This window comes from Rhodanobacter thiooxydans, assembly GCF_021545845.1.
GTDB lineage: Bacteria > Pseudomonadota > Gammaproteobacteria > Xanthomonadales > Rhodanobacteraceae > Rhodanobacter.
On the sequence record NZ_CP088923.1, the window covers coordinates 2517840 to 2535912 of the forward strand.

The 18073-nt window shown below is 66.1% G+C and carries 16 protein-coding genes; 5 read left to right on the plus strand and 11 right to left on the minus strand.

What is annotated here, in order from left to right:
- Positions 1–60: 60 nt before the first annotated feature.
- From galU to cmk, 8 genes are all read right to left on the minus strand, one after another.
- Positions 61–936 carry a UTP--glucose-1-phosphate uridylyltransferase GalU gene (gene galU / locus LRK53_RS11295; RefSeq protein ID WP_027492503.1) on the minus strand — a complete coding sequence of 292 codons (876 nt, stop codon included), beginning with the start codon at positions 934–936 and terminating at the stop codon, positions 61–63.
- Positions 933–2831 (minus strand): polysaccharide biosynthesis protein, encoded by a 1899-nt coding sequence (locus LRK53_RS11300; protein ID WP_027492502.1) that lies wholly within the window; start codon positions 2829–2831, stop codon positions 933–935. The genes galU and LRK53_RS11300 overlap by 4 nt, the downstream gene beginning before the upstream one ends.
- Positions 2818–3840 (minus strand): MraY family glycosyltransferase, encoded by a 1023-nt coding sequence (locus LRK53_RS11305; protein ID WP_235642092.1) that lies wholly within the window; start codon positions 3838–3840, stop codon positions 2818–2820. The genes LRK53_RS11300 and LRK53_RS11305 overlap by 14 nt, the downstream gene beginning before the upstream one ends.
- 49 nt (positions 3841–3889) lie before the next feature.
- Entirely contained in the window at positions 3890–5062 is a 1173-nt protein-coding gene (lapB, locus tag LRK53_RS11310; protein ID WP_027492500.1) for a lipopolysaccharide assembly protein LapB, read from the minus strand.
- Positions 5059–5307, minus strand: coding sequence for a lipopolysaccharide assembly protein LapA domain-containing protein (locus LRK53_RS11315; RefSeq protein ID WP_027492499.1), 249 nt, complete (start codon positions 5305–5307; stop codon positions 5059–5061). The genes lapB and LRK53_RS11315 overlap by 4 nt, the downstream gene beginning before the upstream one ends.
- A gap of 167 nt (positions 5308–5474) precedes the next feature.
- Positions 5475–5774: an integration host factor subunit beta gene (locus LRK53_RS11320; protein WP_008436224.1), complete on the minus strand. Its 300-nt coding sequence runs from the start codon at positions 5772–5774 to the stop codon at positions 5475–5477.
- 78 nt (positions 5775–5852) lie between these two features.
- Positions 5853–7526: a 30S ribosomal protein S1 gene (gene rpsA / locus LRK53_RS11325; RefSeq protein WP_235642094.1), complete on the minus strand. Its 1674-nt coding sequence runs from the start codon at positions 7524–7526 to the stop codon at positions 5853–5855.
- Positions 7527–7702: 176 nt separating this feature from the next.
- Entirely contained in the window at positions 7703–8380 is a 678-nt protein-coding gene (gene cmk / locus LRK53_RS11330; protein WP_027492497.1) for a (d)CMP kinase, read from the minus strand.
- Between the two features lie 111 nt (positions 8381–8491).
- Between cmk and LRK53_RS11335 the strand changes: the two genes are divergently transcribed.
- From LRK53_RS11335 to ykgO, 4 genes are all read left to right on the plus strand, one after another.
- Positions 8492–8749 (plus strand): acyl-CoA-binding protein, encoded by a 258-nt coding sequence (locus LRK53_RS11335; RefSeq protein ID WP_027492496.1) that lies wholly within the window; start codon positions 8492–8494, stop codon positions 8747–8749.
- Positions 8750–8837: 88 nt separating this feature from the next.
- Positions 8838–10856 carry an NADPH-dependent 2,4-dienoyl-CoA reductase gene (locus LRK53_RS11340; protein WP_027492495.1) on the plus strand — a complete coding sequence of 673 codons (2019 nt, stop codon included), beginning with the start codon at positions 8838–8840 and terminating at the stop codon, positions 10854–10856.
- A 250-nt stretch (positions 10857–11106) separates the two neighbouring features.
- A complete protein-coding gene (locus LRK53_RS11345; protein WP_027492494.1) occupies positions 11107–12015 on the plus strand; it encodes a LysR family transcriptional regulator in 909 nt (302 codons plus the stop codon).
- 62 nt (positions 12016–12077) lie between these two features.
- Positions 12078–12203, plus strand: coding sequence for a type B 50S ribosomal protein L36 (ykgO, locus tag LRK53_RS11350; protein ID WP_007508267.1), 126 nt, complete (start codon positions 12078–12080; stop codon positions 12201–12203).
- A gap of 86 nt (positions 12204–12289) precedes the next feature.
- Here the strand turns inward: ykgO and greA are convergent, their stop codons facing one another.
- The 3 genes from greA to carA are packed head-to-tail and all read right to left on the minus strand — an operon-like array spanning position 12290 to position 17119.
- The gene (gene greA, locus LRK53_RS11355; protein ID WP_027492492.1) at positions 12290–12766 is read right to left on the minus strand and encodes a transcription elongation factor GreA; all 477 of its coding nucleotides are present in this window, start codon (positions 12764–12766) and stop codon (positions 12290–12292) included.
- Positions 12763–15990 carry a carbamoyl-phosphate synthase large subunit gene (carB, locus tag LRK53_RS11360; RefSeq protein WP_027492491.1) on the minus strand — a complete coding sequence of 1076 codons (3228 nt, stop codon included), beginning with the start codon at positions 15988–15990 and terminating at the stop codon, positions 12763–12765. The genes greA and carB overlap by 4 nt, the downstream gene beginning before the upstream one ends.
- Positions 15983–17119 carry a glutamine-hydrolyzing carbamoyl-phosphate synthase small subunit gene (carA, locus tag LRK53_RS11365; protein WP_027492490.1) on the minus strand — a complete coding sequence of 379 codons (1137 nt, stop codon included), beginning with the start codon at positions 17117–17119 and terminating at the stop codon, positions 15983–15985. The genes carB and carA overlap by 8 nt, the downstream gene beginning before the upstream one ends.
- 217 nt (positions 17120–17336) lie before the next feature.
- Here carA and LRK53_RS11370 point away from each other — a divergent pair, with 217 nt between their 5' ends.
- Entirely contained in the window at positions 17337–18032 is a 696-nt protein-coding gene (locus LRK53_RS11370; protein ID WP_027492489.1) for a 2OG-Fe(II) oxygenase, read from the plus strand.
- Positions 18033–18073 lie beyond the last annotated feature (41 nt).

An 18073-nucleotide genomic window follows, 5' to 3' on the forward strand; every position in this document is an offset into this window, starting at 1 on the left:
GCCGGTATCCGTGACGGAGTGGGCACGGCCTTCATGGCCGCGCGTTGTGGCCGCCGTGGTTCAAAGCTGGCCAAGGAACTCTCGCACGGTGGGCGCAAGCTTCGGATCCTGCATCGCCATGTGCATGGTGGCGCGCACCAGCCCGGCCTTGTTGCCGCAGTCGAAGCGGGTGCCTTCGAAGCGGTAGGCCAGTACCTTGCCTTGCTCCTTCAGCAACGCATCGATGGCGTCGGTGAGCTGGATCTCGCCGCCGGCGCCGGGCGTGGTCTGCTCCAGCAGCTGGAAGATGCGGCCCGGCAGCACGTAGCGGCCAACCACGGCCAGATTCGACGGTGCGTCGGCCGGCTTGGGCTTCTCCACCATGTGGCGGATCTGCGCGCTGCGCTCGTCGACCGGCACGGCATCGACGATGCCGTACTTGTCGGTCTGGTCGCGCGGCACTTCCTCCACCGCGATCACCCCGGCCTGCTGCGCATCGGCGAGCTCCGCCATCTGCCGCAGCGCGCCCTTGCCGGCACCGTTCCAGATCAGGTCGTCCGGCAGGATCACGCCGAACGGCTCGTCGCCGACCACGGGCTTGGCGCACAGCACGGCATGGCCCAGGCCGAGCGCCTCGGGCTGGGTCACGAAGATCGCCCGAACGTGCCGCGGCAAGGTGCCCTGCACCAGTGCCAGCAGCTCGGCCTTGCCCTTCTCTTGCAGTTTCGACTCCAGCTCGTAGGCCTTGTCGAAGTAGTCGGCGATCGCATGCTTGTAGCGATTGGTGACGAAGACCAGGGTGTCGGCACCTGCATCCACCGCCTCGTCGACGGCGTACTGGATCAGCGGCTTGTCGAGCACCGGCAGCATTTCCTTGGCGACCACCTTGGTCGCCGGCAGGAAGCGCGTGCCGAGTCCGGCCACGGGAAACACCACTTTGCGCAGGGGCTTGCTCACTCATTGCTCTCCGGGTTGGCGCGGCGGATCGACACCACGTTGTCCGGATGCACCGTTTCGCTCCAGCGGAACGAAGGCAGCAGGCTGGATACGCAGCGGCGAAGTTCTTCCTCATTGAAAACATCGGCCGCCTCGGCGGCCTTGCACAGCATGGCCTGCAGCAACTCCCACGACACTTCGCGATGCTGCGCCAGGAAGATCTTGGCGTGCGCGGTGGCGCTGTAGTTCTCCAGCGGATGGAACAGTTCCTCGAACAGCTTCTCGCCCGCACGCAGGCCGGTGTACACGATCGGTATCTCGCTGCCCGGCTTCTTGCCGGCGAGGCGGATCATCTGCTCGGCCAGATCGCGGATCTTCACCGGCTCACCCATGTCCAGCGCGAAGATCTCGCCGCCCTTGCCGATGCTCGCGGTCTGCAGGATCAGCTGGCAGGCCTCGGGAATGGTCATGAAGTAGCGCGAGATCTCCGGGTGCGTCACGGTAACCGGGCCGCCCTCGCGGATCTGCCGCCGGAACAGCGGCACCACCGAACCGGCCGAATCCAGCACGTTGCCGAAACGCACCGTCATGAAGCGCGTGGCGGTGTGCGCATCGAGATTCTGGCAATAGATCTCCGCGACGCGCTTGCACGCGCCCATCACGCTGGTCGGGTTGACCGCCTTGTCGGTGGAGATCAGCACGAAGCATTCCACGCCGACCGCGCAGGCCGCATCGGCCACCGTGCGCGTGCCCAGTGCATTGTTGCGGAACGCCGTGCGCAACTGGTCCTGCAGCAGCGGCACATGCTTGTAGGCGGCGGCATGGAACACCACCTGCGGCCGGAAGTCCGCGAAGGCCTTGCGCATGGCGGCCTCGTCGCCGCAGTTGGCCAGGATGCCGTCGAAGATCAGCTCGGGGAAATCCGCGCGCAGCTCCTGGCTGATCCGGTACAGGTTGTACTCGCTCTGTTCGACCACGGTGAGCGACTGTGCGCCCAGCCGGGCCACCTGGCGGCACAGCTCCGAGCCGATCGAGCCGCCGCCGCCGGTGACCAGCACGCGGCGCCCGCTCAGGGTTTCGCGAATCGCGGTCCAGTCCAGTTCCACCGTGTCGCGGCCGAGCAGGTCCTCGATCGCCACTTCCTTGATCTGGTTGAACTGGGCGCGGCCGGCCACCACGTCTTCCAGCCGCGGCACCGTCCGGTACGGCAGGTCGGTGGCGTCGCACAGCGAGACCACCCGCCGCATCTCGGCGGTCGAGGCGCCGGGCAGCGCGATCAGCAGCATGTCGACCGCCACTTCGCGGGCGACCTCGGGCAGCTGGTCGAACCGCCCGAGCACCGGGTGACCGTTGATACTGGCGCCGCGCAGGCTGGGGTTGTCGTCGACGAAACCGACCACGCCGTAGCGGTTGTCGCGCTGCAGGTCGCGCGAGAGTACTTCGCCGGCCCGGTCGGCGCCGACGATCAGCACGCGCTTGGCGACCTGGTTCTGCAGCAGGTCGTTGCGGCTGTCCTTCCAGTAGCGATAGGCCAGGCGCGGTACCCCCAGCAGCGCGGCAAGCAGCAACGGGTAGAGCACCAGCACCGAGCGCGGAACCCCTTCCAGCCGGTTGTAGAGGAACAGCGACACGCCGATGAACAGCGAGCCGACGACCACGGCGCGCGCAATGTTCCACAAATCCGGCAGGCTGGCGAAACGCCAGACGCTGCGGTACAGCCCGGTCCAGCGGAAGATCAACCCCTGCACCAGCAGCACGATCGGAAACTCGAACAGCCGGAAACTGAAGATCTCGTCGGGTTTCAGCGCATACCGCAGCAGCTTGGCGATCCACCAGGCGAGCGCGGCCATGGCCAGGTCGTGCAGCACGACAGCGATACGCGGATGGATGAAGCCGACAAGCCTACGCAGCGACATGGGTTACCTTGGGCAGATGGCGTCGCAGGCAGCGACGTTTCAGCGCCAGCCAGGCGACTGCCGCTGCAAGATAGACAGCCATGGTAATCGGCAGCGCCATGTACAGATGACTCCAGGCCAACCAGGCCGAAGGTGCCGCGACCAGCAGGTTCCAGCCCATATAGATCATGTCCGAGCGTGCGTGAGTTCCCCCGCGTCGCACCAGCCACTGGTAGAGGTGTTCGCGATGGGCAGTGTACCAGCGCCGCCCGCGCCACATGCGGGTCAGCAGGGTCAGGCTGGCATCCGCCACGAAGGCGGATGACAGGATCAGCGCCGGCCACAACCACGAGGGATCGACGCGCCACAGCATGGCACTGAAGGCGAAGATCAGCAGGCCCACGCTGCCGCTGCCGACGTCGCCCATGAAGATCCGCGCCGGCGGCCGGTTGAAGCACCAGAAGCCCAGCGCCGATGCCGCAAAGACCGCCGCCGCCGCCGCCAGCGCAGATTGCCCCGCTGCGACAGCCAGCCCGGCCAGGCCGGCGCCCACGAAGATCGCCTGCTGCGCCAGCAGGCCATCGATGCCGTCCATGAAGTTGTGCAGGTTGATGCTCCAGGCGCCGGCGATCAGCAGCAGCGGCATCCACCATCCCGACAAGCCGGTAGTCAGCAGGCCCAGCGAAAACAGGCCCACCGCCAGCAATTGGACGCCCAGTCGCGGCAGGATCGGCAGCGAGCGGTGGTCGTCCCACCAGCCAGCCAGCGCCACCAGCACCAGCGCGGCGAGCAGGCTGGCGATCACGCTTGCCGGCCACGCCGCCGGCGGATGCCGCAGCACGCCCGGCAGACACGCCAGCATGGCCACGACGATGCCGATGCCACCGCCGCGAGGGGTGGGCAGGCGATGCGAGCGGCGTGGCCCGGGCTGGTCCAGCATGCCGCGCCGCTGCGCGTAGCCGATCGCGCCGCGCACCAGCAGCAGGGTGATCGACAAGCTGGCCAGCAACCATCCGATGGTCGTGTACATGCTCACTTCAATGGGCTCACTGCAATGGGCTCACTTCACTCGGCTCATTTCACTCACTGGCGACGCCGTGGATCGGCCGGATCGTGCTCCAGCTCTTGCAACTGGGGCATTGCCAATGATGCGCCTTGGCGCCGAAACCGCAGCGGCTGCAGCGGTACATCGCCTGGCCTTCCAGCAGCTTGCGGGTGAGGTCGCGCAGGATCAGAAAATTCTCGCGCGCCTCGCCTTCGATCTTGTCCATGGTGGCGTCGATCAGGGCCATCAGCCCACGCACCGATGGCCGCTTGCGCAATTGTGCGGTCAGGAAGTCGATCGCCGCCCGCTCGCCATCGCGCTGGCGGTACAGGTGGGTCAGCGCCAGCACCGGCGACACGCCGTGGTAGCGCCCGAGCATGTCGTGCAGGAAATGTTCCGCGCGTTCCATCTGCTGCGAACGGGCGTAGCTGTTGAGCAGCGGCGGCAGGATATCCGGGGTGAAGGCAATATCAGCCTTGATCGCTGCCTCGTAGGCAGCGACCGCCTCGGCGTGCTGACCGTCCTCGGACAGCAGGCGGCCGGTCAGCATGAAGGCGCGCACGCAGCCGGGCTGGCACTCGAACGCCTGGCGCAGGTAGTCGCGCGCCTCGGCGCGGGCGCCGTGCTGGCGCGAGCGGTCGGCCAGCTCGCAGTAGAACTGGGCGATCATCGGCGCCTCGTCCTCACCGGTCATCACTTCCAGCCGCCGCGCGTGCTCGATCGCCTTGTGCCAGTCACGCTCGTGCTGGTAGATCGCGATCAGGTGGCGCAGCGCCGACGGCGCGTGTGCATCCATCGCCACCAGGTCGGAGAACAGCGCCTCGGCACGATCCAGCAGGCCGGCACGCATGTAATCCTCGCCCAGCTCCAGCAAGGCCACCGTCTTCATCGCATCGGTCAGACCCGGCCGTGAAACCAGGTGCTGGTGCAGCCGGATCGCGCGGTCCACTTCGCCGCGGCGGCGGAACAGGTTGCCCAGCGCCAGGTGCGTCTCGACCGTGTCGCGGTTGTACTCGGCCAGCTTGAGGAAGACCTCGATCGCCTTGTCCTGCTCTTCGTTGAGCAGGTAGTTCAGGCCGCGGAAATAGTCCGAGGACAGTTCGCTGACCTCGGCACCGGAACGGCGCGCATCAGCCTGACGGGAGGCCCACCAGCCCAGCACGAAGGCAGCCGGCACCAGCGGAACCAGTACATACAGGAGATTCATGGTTTGGCCGGCGACTGCTTGTCCGCGCGGGGTTGCCGGCGGCGCTGGCGCATGCTTGCACCGAGCCAGGCGGTGAGCCCGCCCAGCAGCCAGCCGATCACCAGCGCCCCCAGCAGGGCGGCACCCTTGGGCAACTGCATCCGGACAAACGCGAAGTCGTAACCGACCAGGTCGGCATTGAGCGCACCCAGCACGACACCGGCGGCAACGAAGATCACGAGAACGATGATGGCGAGCAGTCGCATGGCCAAGACTTTACCCGATTGGTCGTGACAGGCACAGGCAGCACCGGCCGCCTCGTGCGGCAGCGCTTCATCGCGGGCCAGCGGTCGCCTGGCGGCAGGCAACAAAAAGGCAGGACCAACTTGCGTCGCCTGCCTTCGATTGGTTTTCCGGTGTGGCGGCCAGGATATCAGGCGGTTTTCTGCTCCAGATCCTGGTTGACGCGCTCGCGCAATTCCTTGCCCGGCTTGAAATGCGGAACGTGCTTGCCGGGCAGCGCCACGGCCTCGCCCGTCTTGGGGTTGCGCCCCATGCGCGGCGGCCGGTAATGCAGCGCAAAGCTGCCGAAGCCGCGCACCTCGATGCGTTCGCCGTGAGCGAGGGCATGGCTCATCTGCTCGATGACGCTCTTGACGGCCATCTCGACGTCCGCGAACGCAAGATGGGTCTGGCGCCTGGCGAGCGCCTCGATCAATTCGGATTTAGTCATGGGGCCCCAATGTCCGTGACATGAAACAACGGGGCGACGGCGATGAGCCGCCGCCCCGTATCAGGCTGCTGCAGGCGCTCAGTCGGCCTTGTTGAACTGCTCCTTGAGCAGCGCACCAAGCTTGGTCGTACCGCTGGCCGCGGACGAATAATCCACCGACGTGTCGGGTGCATCTTCCTCGTCCTTGGCGCGGATCGAGAGCGCCAGCTGGCGACCCTTGCGATCCATGCCGGTGAACTTGGCCTCGACCTTGTCGCCCACCTTCAGGTGCTGGGTGGCGTCGTCGATGCGTTCCTTGGCGATGTCGTTGGCGCGCAGGTAACCCTCCACGCCTTCGCCCAGGTCGATCACGGCGCCCTTCGCGTCGACTTCCTTGACGGTGCCGGTAACGATGCTGCCGCGCGGATTCGCCGCCATGAACTGGCCGAACGGATCCTGCTCCATCTGCTGGATGCCGAGGCTGATGCGCTCGCGCTCCGGATCCACCGCCAGCACCACGGCCTCGATCTCGTCGCCCTTCTTGAAGTTGCGCACGAGGTCTTCGCCGGACATCTGCCAGGAGATGTCGGACAGGTGCACCAGGCCGTCGATGCCGCCGTCCAGGCCGATGAACACGCCGAAGTCGGTGATCGACTTGATCTGGCCGGAGACCTTGTCGCCCTTCTTGTGCATGGCGGCGAACGCTTCCCACGGGTTGGAGCGCGTCTGCTTGATGCCCAGCGAGATGCGGCGACGCTCTTCATCCACGTCCAGCACCATCACTTCGGTCTCGTCGCCGACCTGCACCACCTTGGCCGGGTTGACGTTCTTGTTGGTCCAGTCCATCTCGGACACGTGCACCAGGCCTTCCACGCCCGGCTCGATCTCGACGAAGCAGCCGTAATCGGTGACGTTGGAGACCTTGCCGAACAGGCGGCTGCCGACCGGGTAGCGACGGGCGATGGCGACCCACGGGTCGTCGCCCAGCTGCTTCAGGCCCAGCGAGACGCGGTTGCGCTCCTTGTCGTACTTCAGCACGCGCACGTCCAGCTCGTCGCCGACGTTGACCACTTCGGACGGATGACGCACGCGCTTCCACGCCATGTCGGTGATGTGCAGCAGGCCGTCGATGCCGCCCAGGTCCACGAACGCGCCGTAGTCGGTGAGGTTCTTGACCGTGCCCTTGACCACGGCGCCCTCGGTCAGGCGCTCCAGCAGCTTCTCGCGCTCCTCGGAGAACTCGGTCTCGACGACGGCGCGGCGGCTGACCACCACGTTGTTGCGCTTGCGGTCCAGCTTGATGATCTTGAACTCGAGTTCCTTGCCCTCGAGGTAGACCGGGTCGCGCACCGGGCGCACGTCGACCAGCGAGCCCGGCAGGAACGCGCGGACGTCCTTGATGTCGACGGTGAAACCACCCTTGACCTTGCCGGAGATCATGCCGACGATGGTCTCTTCCTTGTCGAACGCCTGCTCCAAGTCGTCCCACACCATCGAGCGCTTGGCTTTCTCGCGCGACAGCTTGGTCTCGCCGAAGCCGTCTTCCAGGGCTTCGAGGGCTACCTTCACCTCGTCGCCCACCTGCACTTCCAGCACGCCGCTCTCGCTCTTGAACTGCTCGATCGGGACGATGCCTTCGCTCTTCAGGCCGGCATTGATCACGACGACGTCGTTGCGGATTTCCACCACGATGCCGGTGACGATGGCACCGGGCTTCAGCTTGGAAATGGCCTGCTGGCTCTGTTCAAACAGTTCGGCAAAACTTTCAGTCATGTTGATTCCATAGTGGGAAAAGACCGTCGCCCGTTGCGCCTGGTTGAGTGTTGCGCACGGACTTTCCGGTCCACCGGTTGTGGGTGTTTTCGGGTGGTTCCGCAGAACCGACCGTCGACACCATGGGCCAAAACCCCCTGCCACGGCAGGGGCACAGAAGCCGCCGCGCAATCCGCTCAGGACTGCACGACGGCAAGTACTTTCGCGACGACCTCGTCGATACCCATGCCGGTGGTATCCACCAGCACGGCATCTTCGGCAGGCTTGAGCGGCGCAACCGCACGTGATGCATCGCGGCTGTCACGCGCCTCAATTTCTCGCTGAAGGCCGCCAAGTGTAACGTTGAGTCCCTTTTCCTTCAACTGCTTATAGCGCCTTTTCGCCCGTTCGGCGGCGCTCGCGGTGAGGAAAACCTTGTGCGCGGCATCCGGGAAGATCACCGTGCCCATGTCGCGCCCATCGGCGACCAGCCCAGGCGCCCTGCGGAAACCCAGTTGCAGCGCCACCAAGGCCTCGCGCACCGACGACATCGAGGCGATCGCCGAGGCCGCCGCTCCGGCGGTTTCGGTGCGCAGCTCGTCGGTGGCGTCGTGGCCGTTGACGATCACCCGGGTCTCGCCGCCGCTGGCGGCGCGGAACTGGATCTTCGTGCCCTGCGCGCAGCGGGTCACCGCCTCCACATCCGACAGGTCCAGCCCTTCCGCGCCGGCGGCGTAGCCCACCGCGCGGTACAGCGCCCCGGAGTCCAGCAGCCGCCAGCCCAGCCGCTCGGCCACCAGCGCGCTGACGGTGCCCTTGCCCGATCCCGACGGCCCGTCAATGGTGAGTACGGGAACGGCGGGAGCATGGCTCATGGCGGAGTCCTGGGCTGGCTGGAGAAGCGGCAGTTTAACGCGTTGACCCTACTGGAAACGCGTGCTATCTAGCCGGTCTCCCCTGTCCGCCAGCCCTGCCCGCACCGCCTTATGACCGACCTTCGCCGCGAGTTCGAGCAGGCTGCCAGAGACATTCGGCGATTGGCCAGGCGCCCCGACAACGACACCTTGCTGAAGCTCTACGCGCTCTACAAGCAGGGCTCGGAGGGCGATCTCAAGCGGGCGCAGCCCGGTTTCTTCGATTTCGTCGGCACCGCCAAGCATGAAGCCTGGGCGCAGCTGAACGGGGTTCTCGAGGAAGAGGCCATGCGGCGCTACATCGCGCTGGTCTACCAACTGCTGGCCTGAGGCCTGCGGCGGCTTGCACACGCGGCGCTTGCTTTCAAACGCCGAATCCCGGCACATTCATACGGCCGTTTGAATTTCAGGGGGTCGCATGAATTACCCGAAGCTGTTCGCTCCGCTCGACCTGGGTCACATCACCCTGCCCAACCGCATCCTGATGGGCTCGATGCACACCGGGTTGGAGGACAAAGCCCGCGACTACGATAAGCTGGCCGCGTATTTCGCCGAACGTGCCCGCGGCGGCGTCGGGCTGATGGTCACCGGTGGCATCTCACCGAGCATCGAGGGCTGGCTGAAGCCATTCGGCGGCCGCCTCACCCTGCCCTGGCACAAGCCGCGGCATCGCAAGCTGACCCGTGCCGTGCGCGCCGAAGGCGGGCGTATCTGCCTGCAGATCCTGCATGCCGGCCGCTATGGCTATCACCCGCTGTCGGTGGCGCCATCGAGAATCAAGTCGCCGATCACCCCGTTCACGCCGCGGGCGCTCAGCACCCGCGGGGTGGAGCGCACCATCGGCGATTTCGTGCGCTGCGCGAGGCTGGCACAGGACGCCGGCTACGACGGCGTCGAGGTGATGGGTTCGGAAGGCTATCTGATCAACGAATTCATCGCCGCACGCACCAACCAGCGCAACGATGCCTGGGGCGGCGACGCCGCGCGGCGCATGCGTTTTCCGGTCGAGATCGTGCGCCGTACGCGCGAGGCGGTGGGCCGCGATTTCATCATCATCTACCGCCTGTCGATGCTCGACCTGGTCGAAGGCGGCCAGGACTGGGAGGAGGTCGCCAGCCTGGCCAGGGCGGTGGAGGCGGCCGGCGCCAGCATCATCAACACCGGCATCGGCTGGCACGAGGCGCGCGTGCCGACCATCGTCACCAGCGTGCCGCGCGCCGGTTTCGCCTGGGTCACGCAGAAGCTGAAGGGCGAGGTGAAGATTCCGCTGGTCGCCACCAACCGGATCAACATGCCGGACGTGGCCGAACGCATCCTCGCCGAGGGTGAGGCTGACATGGTCTCGATGGCGCGCCCGCTGCTGGCCGACCCGGCCTGGGCGAACAAGGCGAAGGCCGGGCGCAGCGAGCGCATCAACACCTGCATCGCCTGCAACCAGGCCTGCCTTGACCACGTGTTCCAGAACAAGCGCGCCAGCTGCCTGGTCAACCCGCGCGCCTGCCATGAGACCGAGCTGAAGATCGAAGCCAGTGCTGCGCGCAAGCGCATCGCCGTGGTCGGCGCGGGCCCGGCCGGCATGGCCTGTGCTGCCACCCTGGGTGAACGCGGCCATGCGGTGACCCTGATCGACCAGGCCGGCGAAATCGGCGGCCAATTCAACTACGCCAAGCAGATCCCGGGCAAGGAAGAATTCCACGAGACGCTGCGCTATTTCCGCCACCGACTGCAGGATGTCGGCGTCGGCGTCCGGCTCGGTCAGGCGGCGGACGCTGCCTCGCTGCGCGCCGGCGGCTACGACGAGGTGGTGATCGCCACCGGCATCACGCCGCGTCGGGTGAGCTTTCCCGGCAGCGACGATCCGCGCGTGCTGGGCTATCTCGATGTGCTGGCCCGACACCATCCGGTGGGTGCTCGGGTGGCGATCATCGGCGCTGGCGGCATCGGCTTCGACATGGCCGAGTTCCTGGTCGAGCACGCGCCCTCCCCCACCACCGACGTGGTTCGCTGGACCCGCGAATGGGGCGTGGATCTGCAGCTGCGGCAGCGTGGCGGCCTGCAACCGCCGCATCCGGAAGCACCGGCACGTCAGGTCTGGTTGCTCCAGCGCAGCGAGGGGCGTCCCGGTGCGCGGCTCAACAAGACGACCGGCTGGGTACACCGCGCCACACTCAAGGCGAAGCGGGTGACCATGCTGGGCAAGGTCGGTTATGAGCGCTTCGACGACCAGGGGCTGCACATCACCATCGACGGCAAACCGCAAGTCCTGCCGGTCGATCACGTGGTGGTCTGTGCCGGCCAGGAGCCGAACCGCAGCCTCGCCGACGAACTGATCTCGATCGGCATGAAGGTGCACGTGATCGGTGGCGCCGACGTGGCCGCCGAGCTGGACGCCAAGCGCGCCATCGCCCAGGGCACCCGTGTGGCCAGCGAAATCTAGACGCCGACACGCCGGCACCGTTGCCATCGGGCAGCGGTGCCGGTCATGCAAAAGAAAGCGCCCCGCAGGGAAGACGCATCAACATGGGTTCAGGGGGGGAGTTGAACCAGATGTTGTATTTAGCGTCGCTGCGGGGCGAGGGCCGCCGCCACTAGGGGGGAGGGGAAGTGGCGGGACGGAAGTGATTTTATGATCGACGGAATAAAGTATCTAATATATATTTAGAACGTTATTTATTTCATATCACTATATGTTTGATCTTCGCCAATTACGCTACTTCGTCGCTGTCGCGGAAGAACTGAGCTTCACCCGCGCCGCGCTGAGACTGCACCTTTCCCAGCCTCCGCTATCGCAACAGATCCAGTCGTTGGAGCAGGATCTGGGCGTGCGCCTGCTGGAACGCACCAAACGCAGCGTGGCGCTCACCGAACCCGGCCGGGTGTTCCTTGAACAGGCCCGGCAGATCCTGGCCAAGGTGGATGAGGCGCGCAACCAGACGGTGGCCGCTGCCGCGGGTTACACCGGCCAGTTGCGGCTGGCCTACACCGTTTCGGTCTCGTTCCACCCGGTCATGCCACGGACCTTGCTGCGTTTTGGCCAGATCGCTCCCGACGTGCGCCTGCAACTGAACGAGATGTACACCGAACCGCAGTTTGCAGCCCTGCTCGCCGGCAGGATCGACGTCGGCTTTGTCCGCGACGAGCCGGTGCACCCGCACGCCCGCGACCTGCGCTTCAGCGTGATCGACCGCGAACCGCTGCTGCTTGCGCTGCCCGCGGGCCATCCGCTGGCTGGCCGCAGCCGCCTGCACCTGGCCGAAGTGGCCGGCGACGCGTTCGTGTCGCAACCGCGCGAACTTGCCGCCACGCTCTATGACCGGCTGGTGAAACTGGCGACGCAGGCCGGCTTCCAGCCGACGATCACCCAGCACGCCCAGCAGATCACCGGCCTGCTGGCCCTGGTGGCCGCCGGCTTGGGGCTGGCCCTGGTGCCGGCCAGCATGCGTGCCGTGCGCCTGGTCGGGGTTTGCTACGTGCCGCTGGAAGATTCCGATGCCTATCTGTTGCTGGCCGTGGCTTCCAGGACCGACGACCATTCCCCCGCCCTGCAGCAATTCCTGGCCACGGTGGCGCAAACCGCCCTCACGCCGGACTTGTGAGCAGCCACGCCGCCCGCTATACTTGCGCGCTTACATTTTTAGTCTAGTGTCAGGAGCTGGCCGTGAAGGTGCTTAACTCTTTGAAGTCCGCCAAGGCGCGGCATCGCGACTGCAAGGTTGTGCGTCGTCGCGGCAAGGTGTTCGTGATCTGCAAGAGCAACCCCCGTTTCAAGGCTCGCCAGCGCTGAGCCCAGCCTGACGATGTCACAAAAAAGGCCGCGAAAGCGGCCTTTTTTGCGAGTGATCTCCGGCCAGCGGCGGTGCTGGCCGGAGATCATTCGTAGCGGACGTCGATGATCTCGTAGTGCTTGACGCCGTTCGGGGCGGTGAATTCGAAGCTGTCGCCGGCGCTCTTGCCGATCAGCGCGCGGGCGATCGGCGAGGACACCGCGATCAGCCGCTGCTTGATGTCCGCCTCCAGGTCGCCGACGATCTGGTAGGTCACCGTGGCGCCGGAGTCCTCGTCCTCCAGGTCCACCGTGGCGCCGAACACCACCTTGCTGCCGGCGCTCAGCCTCACCACGTCAATGACCTCGGCGGTCGACAGCAGCGCTTCCAGCTGCGCGATGCGTCCCTCGGTGAAGCTCTGCAGCTCACGCGCGGCGTGGTACTCCGCATTCTCCTTGAGGTCGCCGTGGGCGCGGGCTTCGGCGATCGCCGCGATGATACGCGGGCGTTCGACCGACTTCAGCCGCTCCAGCTCGGCGCGCAGGCGCTCGGAACCGGTCTTGGTAATCGGGGCGCGACTCATGCGCTTAGCTCCTTGTGCAGATCCTGCAGGCTGTGTACCTCACCGTCGCCGTGGAAATCCAGCGAATGCACCAGCGCGCGGGCACCGGCCACCGTGGTGGAATAGGTGACGCGATGCTGCAGCGCCTCGCGCCGGATCGAGAACGAATCGGCGATCGCCTGCTTGCCCTCGGTGGTGTTGACGATGTAGACGATCTCGCCGTTCTTGATCAGGTCGACGATGTGCGGACGGCCTTCGAGCACTTTGTTGACCCGTTCGCAGGCCACGCCGTGCCCGGTCAGGTAGCTGGCGGTACCGGCGGTGGCCACCACGCTGAAGCCGCGCGCAATGATTTCCCTGGCGACCGGCAGCAGGCGGTCCTTGTCGGCGTCACGCACCGACAGGAACGCCTTGCCGATCACCGGTGTCTTGATCCCGGCCGCCTCGTGGCCACGCGCGAAGGCCGCGCCGAAGCTGCGCCCCACGCCCATCACCTCGCCGGTCGAGCGCATCTCGGGGCCGAGGATCGGGTCGACATTCTGGAACTTCAGGAACGGGAAGACCGCCTCTTTCACCGAGTAATACGAGGGAATCACCTCGCGCGTCGCGCCCAGGGCGACCAGCGAGCGGCCTGCCATCACGCGGGCGGCGATCTTGGCCAGCGACACGCCGGTGGCCTTGGACACGAACGGCACCGTGCGCGAGGCACGCGGATTCACTTCCAGGATGTAGACAGTGTCGCCCTGGATCGCGAACTGCGTGTTCATCAGGCCGATGACCTTCAGCTCTTTCGCCATCGCGCTGACCTGGCGGCGCATTTCGTCCTGGATTTTCGCGCTCAGCGAATATGGCGGCAGCGAGCACGAAGAATCGCCCGAGTGCACGCCAGCCTCCTCGATGTGCTCCATGATGCCGCCGATCAGCACGGTGCCTTCGGCATCGGCAATCACGTCCACGTCGACCTCGACCGCATGGTCGAGGAAGCGGTCCAGCAGCACCGGCGAATCGTTCGACACCTTCACCGCATCACGGATGTAGCGCGACAGGTCGGCGTCGTCGTGCACCACTTCCATCGCGCGGCCGCCGAGCACGTAGCTCGGGCGCACCACCAGCGGGTAACCGATCTCGCGGGCCAGCGCCAGCGCCTCGTCGGCGTTGCGCGCGGTGCGGTTGGGCGGCTGCTTCAGACCGATCTTCTCGATCATGTGCTGGAAGCGCTCGCGGTCCTCGGCCAGGTCGATCGAATCGGGGCTGGTGCCGATGATCGGCACGCCGGCTGCCTCCAGCGCGCGCGCCAGCTTCAGCGGGGTCTGCCCGCCGTACTGCACGATCACGCCCTTGGGCTTTTCCACGTGGACGATTTCCAGCACGTCCTCCAGCGTCACCGGTTCGAAGTAAAGCCGGTCGGAGGTGTCGTAGTCGGTCGACACCGTTTCCGGGTTGCAGTTGACCATGATGGTTTCGTAACCATCCTCGCGCAGCGCCAGCGACGCGTGCACGCAGCAGTAGTCGAACTCGATGCCCTGCCCGATCCGGTTCGGGCCGCCGCCGAGCACGATGATCTTGTCGCGGCCGGTCGGTGCCGCCTCGCATTCTTCCTCGTAGGTCGAATACATGTAGGCGGTGCTGGTGGCGAACTCGGCCGCGCAGGAGTCCACCCGCTTGTACACCGGGCGCACGCCCAGGGTCTGCCGCAGGTGGCGCACGGCGGCTTCGTCGCTGCCGATCAGCTCGGCAATGCGCGCGTCGGCGAAACCGAGTCGCTTGAGTTCGCGCAGCCGCGGCGCATCGAGCGCGGTGATGCCCTGCCTGGTGATTTCCGCCTCGGTCTGCACGATGTCCTCAAACGCAGCGAGGAACCACGGATCGATCCGGCTGAGCTCGAACACTTCTTCCAGCGAGAGTCCGGCACGGAACGCGTCGGCCAGGTGGAACACGCGATCGGGCCGCGGCTCGCGCAACTCCCGCTTGAGCACGGCCAGCCCGTCGTCGGTGCCCAGGTCCAGGCCGGTCGGGTTGAGGCCGGTCTTGCCGATCTCCAGCCCACGCAAGGCCTTCTGCAGCGATTCGTGGAAGCTGCGCCCGATCGCCATCACTTCGCCGACCGATTTCATCTGCGTGGTCAGGCGGGCGTCGGCCGCCGGGAATTTCTCGAAGGCGAAACGTGGAATCTTGGTGACCACGTAGTCGATCGACGGCTCGAACGAGGCCGGCGTGCGACCGCCGGTGATGTCGTTCTTCAGCTCGTCCAGCGTGTAGCCCACCGCCAGCTTGGCGGCGACCTTGGCGATCGGGAAGCCGGTAGCCTTCGACGCCAGCGCGGACGAACGCGACACGCGCGGGTTCATCTCGATCACCACCACGCGACCGTCGACGGGGTTGACGCCGAACTGGACGTTGGAGCCGCCGGTGTCCACGCCGATCTTGCGCAGCACCGCGATGGAGGCATCGCGCAGGCGCTGGTATTCCTTGTCGGTGAGGGTCTGCGCCGGCGCCACGGTGATCGAGTCGCCGGTGTGCACGCCCATCGGGTCGAGATTCTCGATGGCGCAGATGATGATGCAGTTGTCCGCGGTGTCGCGGACCACTTCCATCTCGTACTCCTTCCAGCCCAGTACCGATTCGTCGATCAGCACTTCGTGGGTGGGCGACATCTCCAGGCCGCGCTTGACGATGGCCTCGAACTCCTCCTTGTTGTAGGCGATGCCGCCGCCGGTGCCGCCCAGCGTGAAGCTGGGCCGGATGATCACCGGGAAGCCGAGCCTGGCCTGGATCTCCACCGCGTGCTCGAAATTCCTGGCCACGTCCGACTTCGGGCTCTCCAGCCCGATCTCGGTCATCGCCCGCTTGAACAGCTCGCGGTCCTCGGCCATGCGAATGGCTTCGCGCCGGGCGCCGATCAGTTCGACGTGGTACTTCTCCAGCACACCGTGATCGGCCAGGTCCAGCGCGCAATTCAGCCCGGTCTGGCCGCCCATGGTCGGCAGCACCGCGTCAGGGCGCTCCTTGGCGATGATGCGCTCCACCGTCTGCCAGTTGATCGGCTCGATGTACACCGCGTCGGCGGTGTCCGGGTCGGTCATGATGGTGGCCGGGTTGGAGTTCACCAGGATCACCCGGTAACCCTCTTCCTTCAACGCCTTGCACGCCTGCGCGCCGGAGTAGTCGAACTCGCAGGCCTGGCCGATCACGATCGGGCCGGCACCGATGATGAGGACACTCTTGATATCGGTACGCTTAGGCATGGGTGCGGGCCTCCTGCATCAGTGCGGCGAAACGTTTGAACAGATAACCCATGTCGAGCGGGCCGGGGCTTGCTTCGGGATGGCCCTGGAAGCAGAACGCGGGTCGGTCGGTCAGCGCGAAGCCCTGCAGCGATCCGTCGAACAGCGAGACGTGGGTAACCCGCACGTTCGCCGGCAGTGTGGCCGGATCCACCGCGAAGCCATGGTTCTGGCTGGTGATCAGCACCCGGCCGTCGTCCAGATCCTTCACCGGGTGGTTGGCGCCGTGATGGCCGAACTTCATCTTCAGCGTCTTGCCGCCCAGCGCCAGGCCCATCAACTGGTGGCCGAGACAGATGCCGAACAGCGGGATCTTCGCCTCGAGGAACTGGCCGGTTGCCGCGATGGCGTAGTCGCAGGCCGCCGGATCGCCGGGGCCGTTGGACAGGAACACGCCATCGGGTTGCATGGCGAGCACCTCGGCGGCAGGCGTCTGCGCCGGCACCACGGTGACCTCGCAGCCCTGCTCGGCGAGCAGGCGCAGGATGTTGAGCTTGGTGCCGAAGTCGTAGGCGACCACCTTGAAGCGCATCGCAGGCTGGTTGAACGCGGTGCGGTCGAGGTCGTACACGCCCTCCTGCCACACGTACGGCGCGGCGGTGCTGACCACCTTGGCCAGGTCCATGCCGTTCAGGCCGGGAAACGCGCGAGCCTTGGCCAGCGCAGCATCTGCGTCGACCTGCTCACCGGCCACGATGCAGCCGGCGAGCGCGCCCTTGTCGCGCAGGATGCGGGTCAGCCGGCGGGTGTCGATGCCGGCGATCGCGACCGTGCCGTGGCGCTTCAGGTAATCGGGCAGGCTCTCGGTGCTGCGCCAGCTGCTGGCGCGGCGCGGCAGGTCGCGCACGATCAGCCCGGCCGCGTGCACGGTGGTGGATTCGGCGTCTTCGGCGTTGACGCCGGTGTTGCCGATGTGCGGATAGGTCAGCGTGACGATCTGGCGTGCATAGGAAGGATCGGTGAGGATCTCCTGGTAACCGGTCATGGCCGTGTTGAAAACCACCTCGCCGACGGTTTCGCCGGTGGCACCAACGGCATGGCCGCGAAAGACGCTGCCGTCTTCGAGGGCCAGCAGGGCAGGAATAGGCATCGGGGTAACCGCCTTTTGGATACAGCAAAGTCCGCAAGCCGCATCATGGCTGGCTTGTGGAGTTTGGTGGGGAAAGAAATTCGGGCGGGTGGAAATGATAAGCGGCGGGGCCGTTTCTGTCCACCTCAGGGAACGTGAATCGGTGAATTCTCTGGCTCTTACGCACCGCGCTGGCGGCGTACACTAAGCCACTTGTCTTGTTCGAGGCCGATGCCCCATGAGTGCCGCCGTACTGCTCGATCCCGCTCGTCTCGATCGCCCGGATACCACGGTGCAGCACCAGCCTTTCCCGTTCATGATGGCGCACGGTCAACTGCCGGACGAAGTGCGCGATGACCTGGATCGCGACTTTCCCCGCTACACCAGCGCCGGCTTTTTTCCCTACGACCCGGCCGACTGCGGCCCGAGCGTCAACGCGCTGATCGACAACATGACCGCGCCGACGTTTGCCCGCGCCATCGGCGAGCGCCTGGGCGTCGACCACCTCGAGCAGTACCCCACCCTGGTGACGCTGTGCCGCCTGCTCAACAAGCGCCACGGCACCATCCACACCGACAGCAAGTCCAAGGTGGTCACCGCGCTGATCTACCTGAACCCGCGATGGCCGGACACCAGCGATGGCTGCCTGCGCTTCCTGCGCAGCATCGACGACATCGACAGCGTCGTGGTGCCGGAGCTGGCTCCGCTCTACGGCGAGTTCGCGGTGTTCAAGCGTTGCGAGAACTCCTTCCATGGCCACCTGCCCTATGAAGGCGAGCGGCGGGTGATTCAGGTGGCCTGGTTGACCAGCGAGGAGGAGAAGCGGCGCAAGACGAAACGCGGCAAATTCTCGCGCGTGTTCAAGAAACTGTTCGGCCGTTTCGACACCCGGCTGGGCGCAGGCCGCGATCGCAGCGCTTCGCATCGCGACTGAGCCCAGGTCTGCTCCGCGGGTGCCGCGCTGGCGCGACTGGA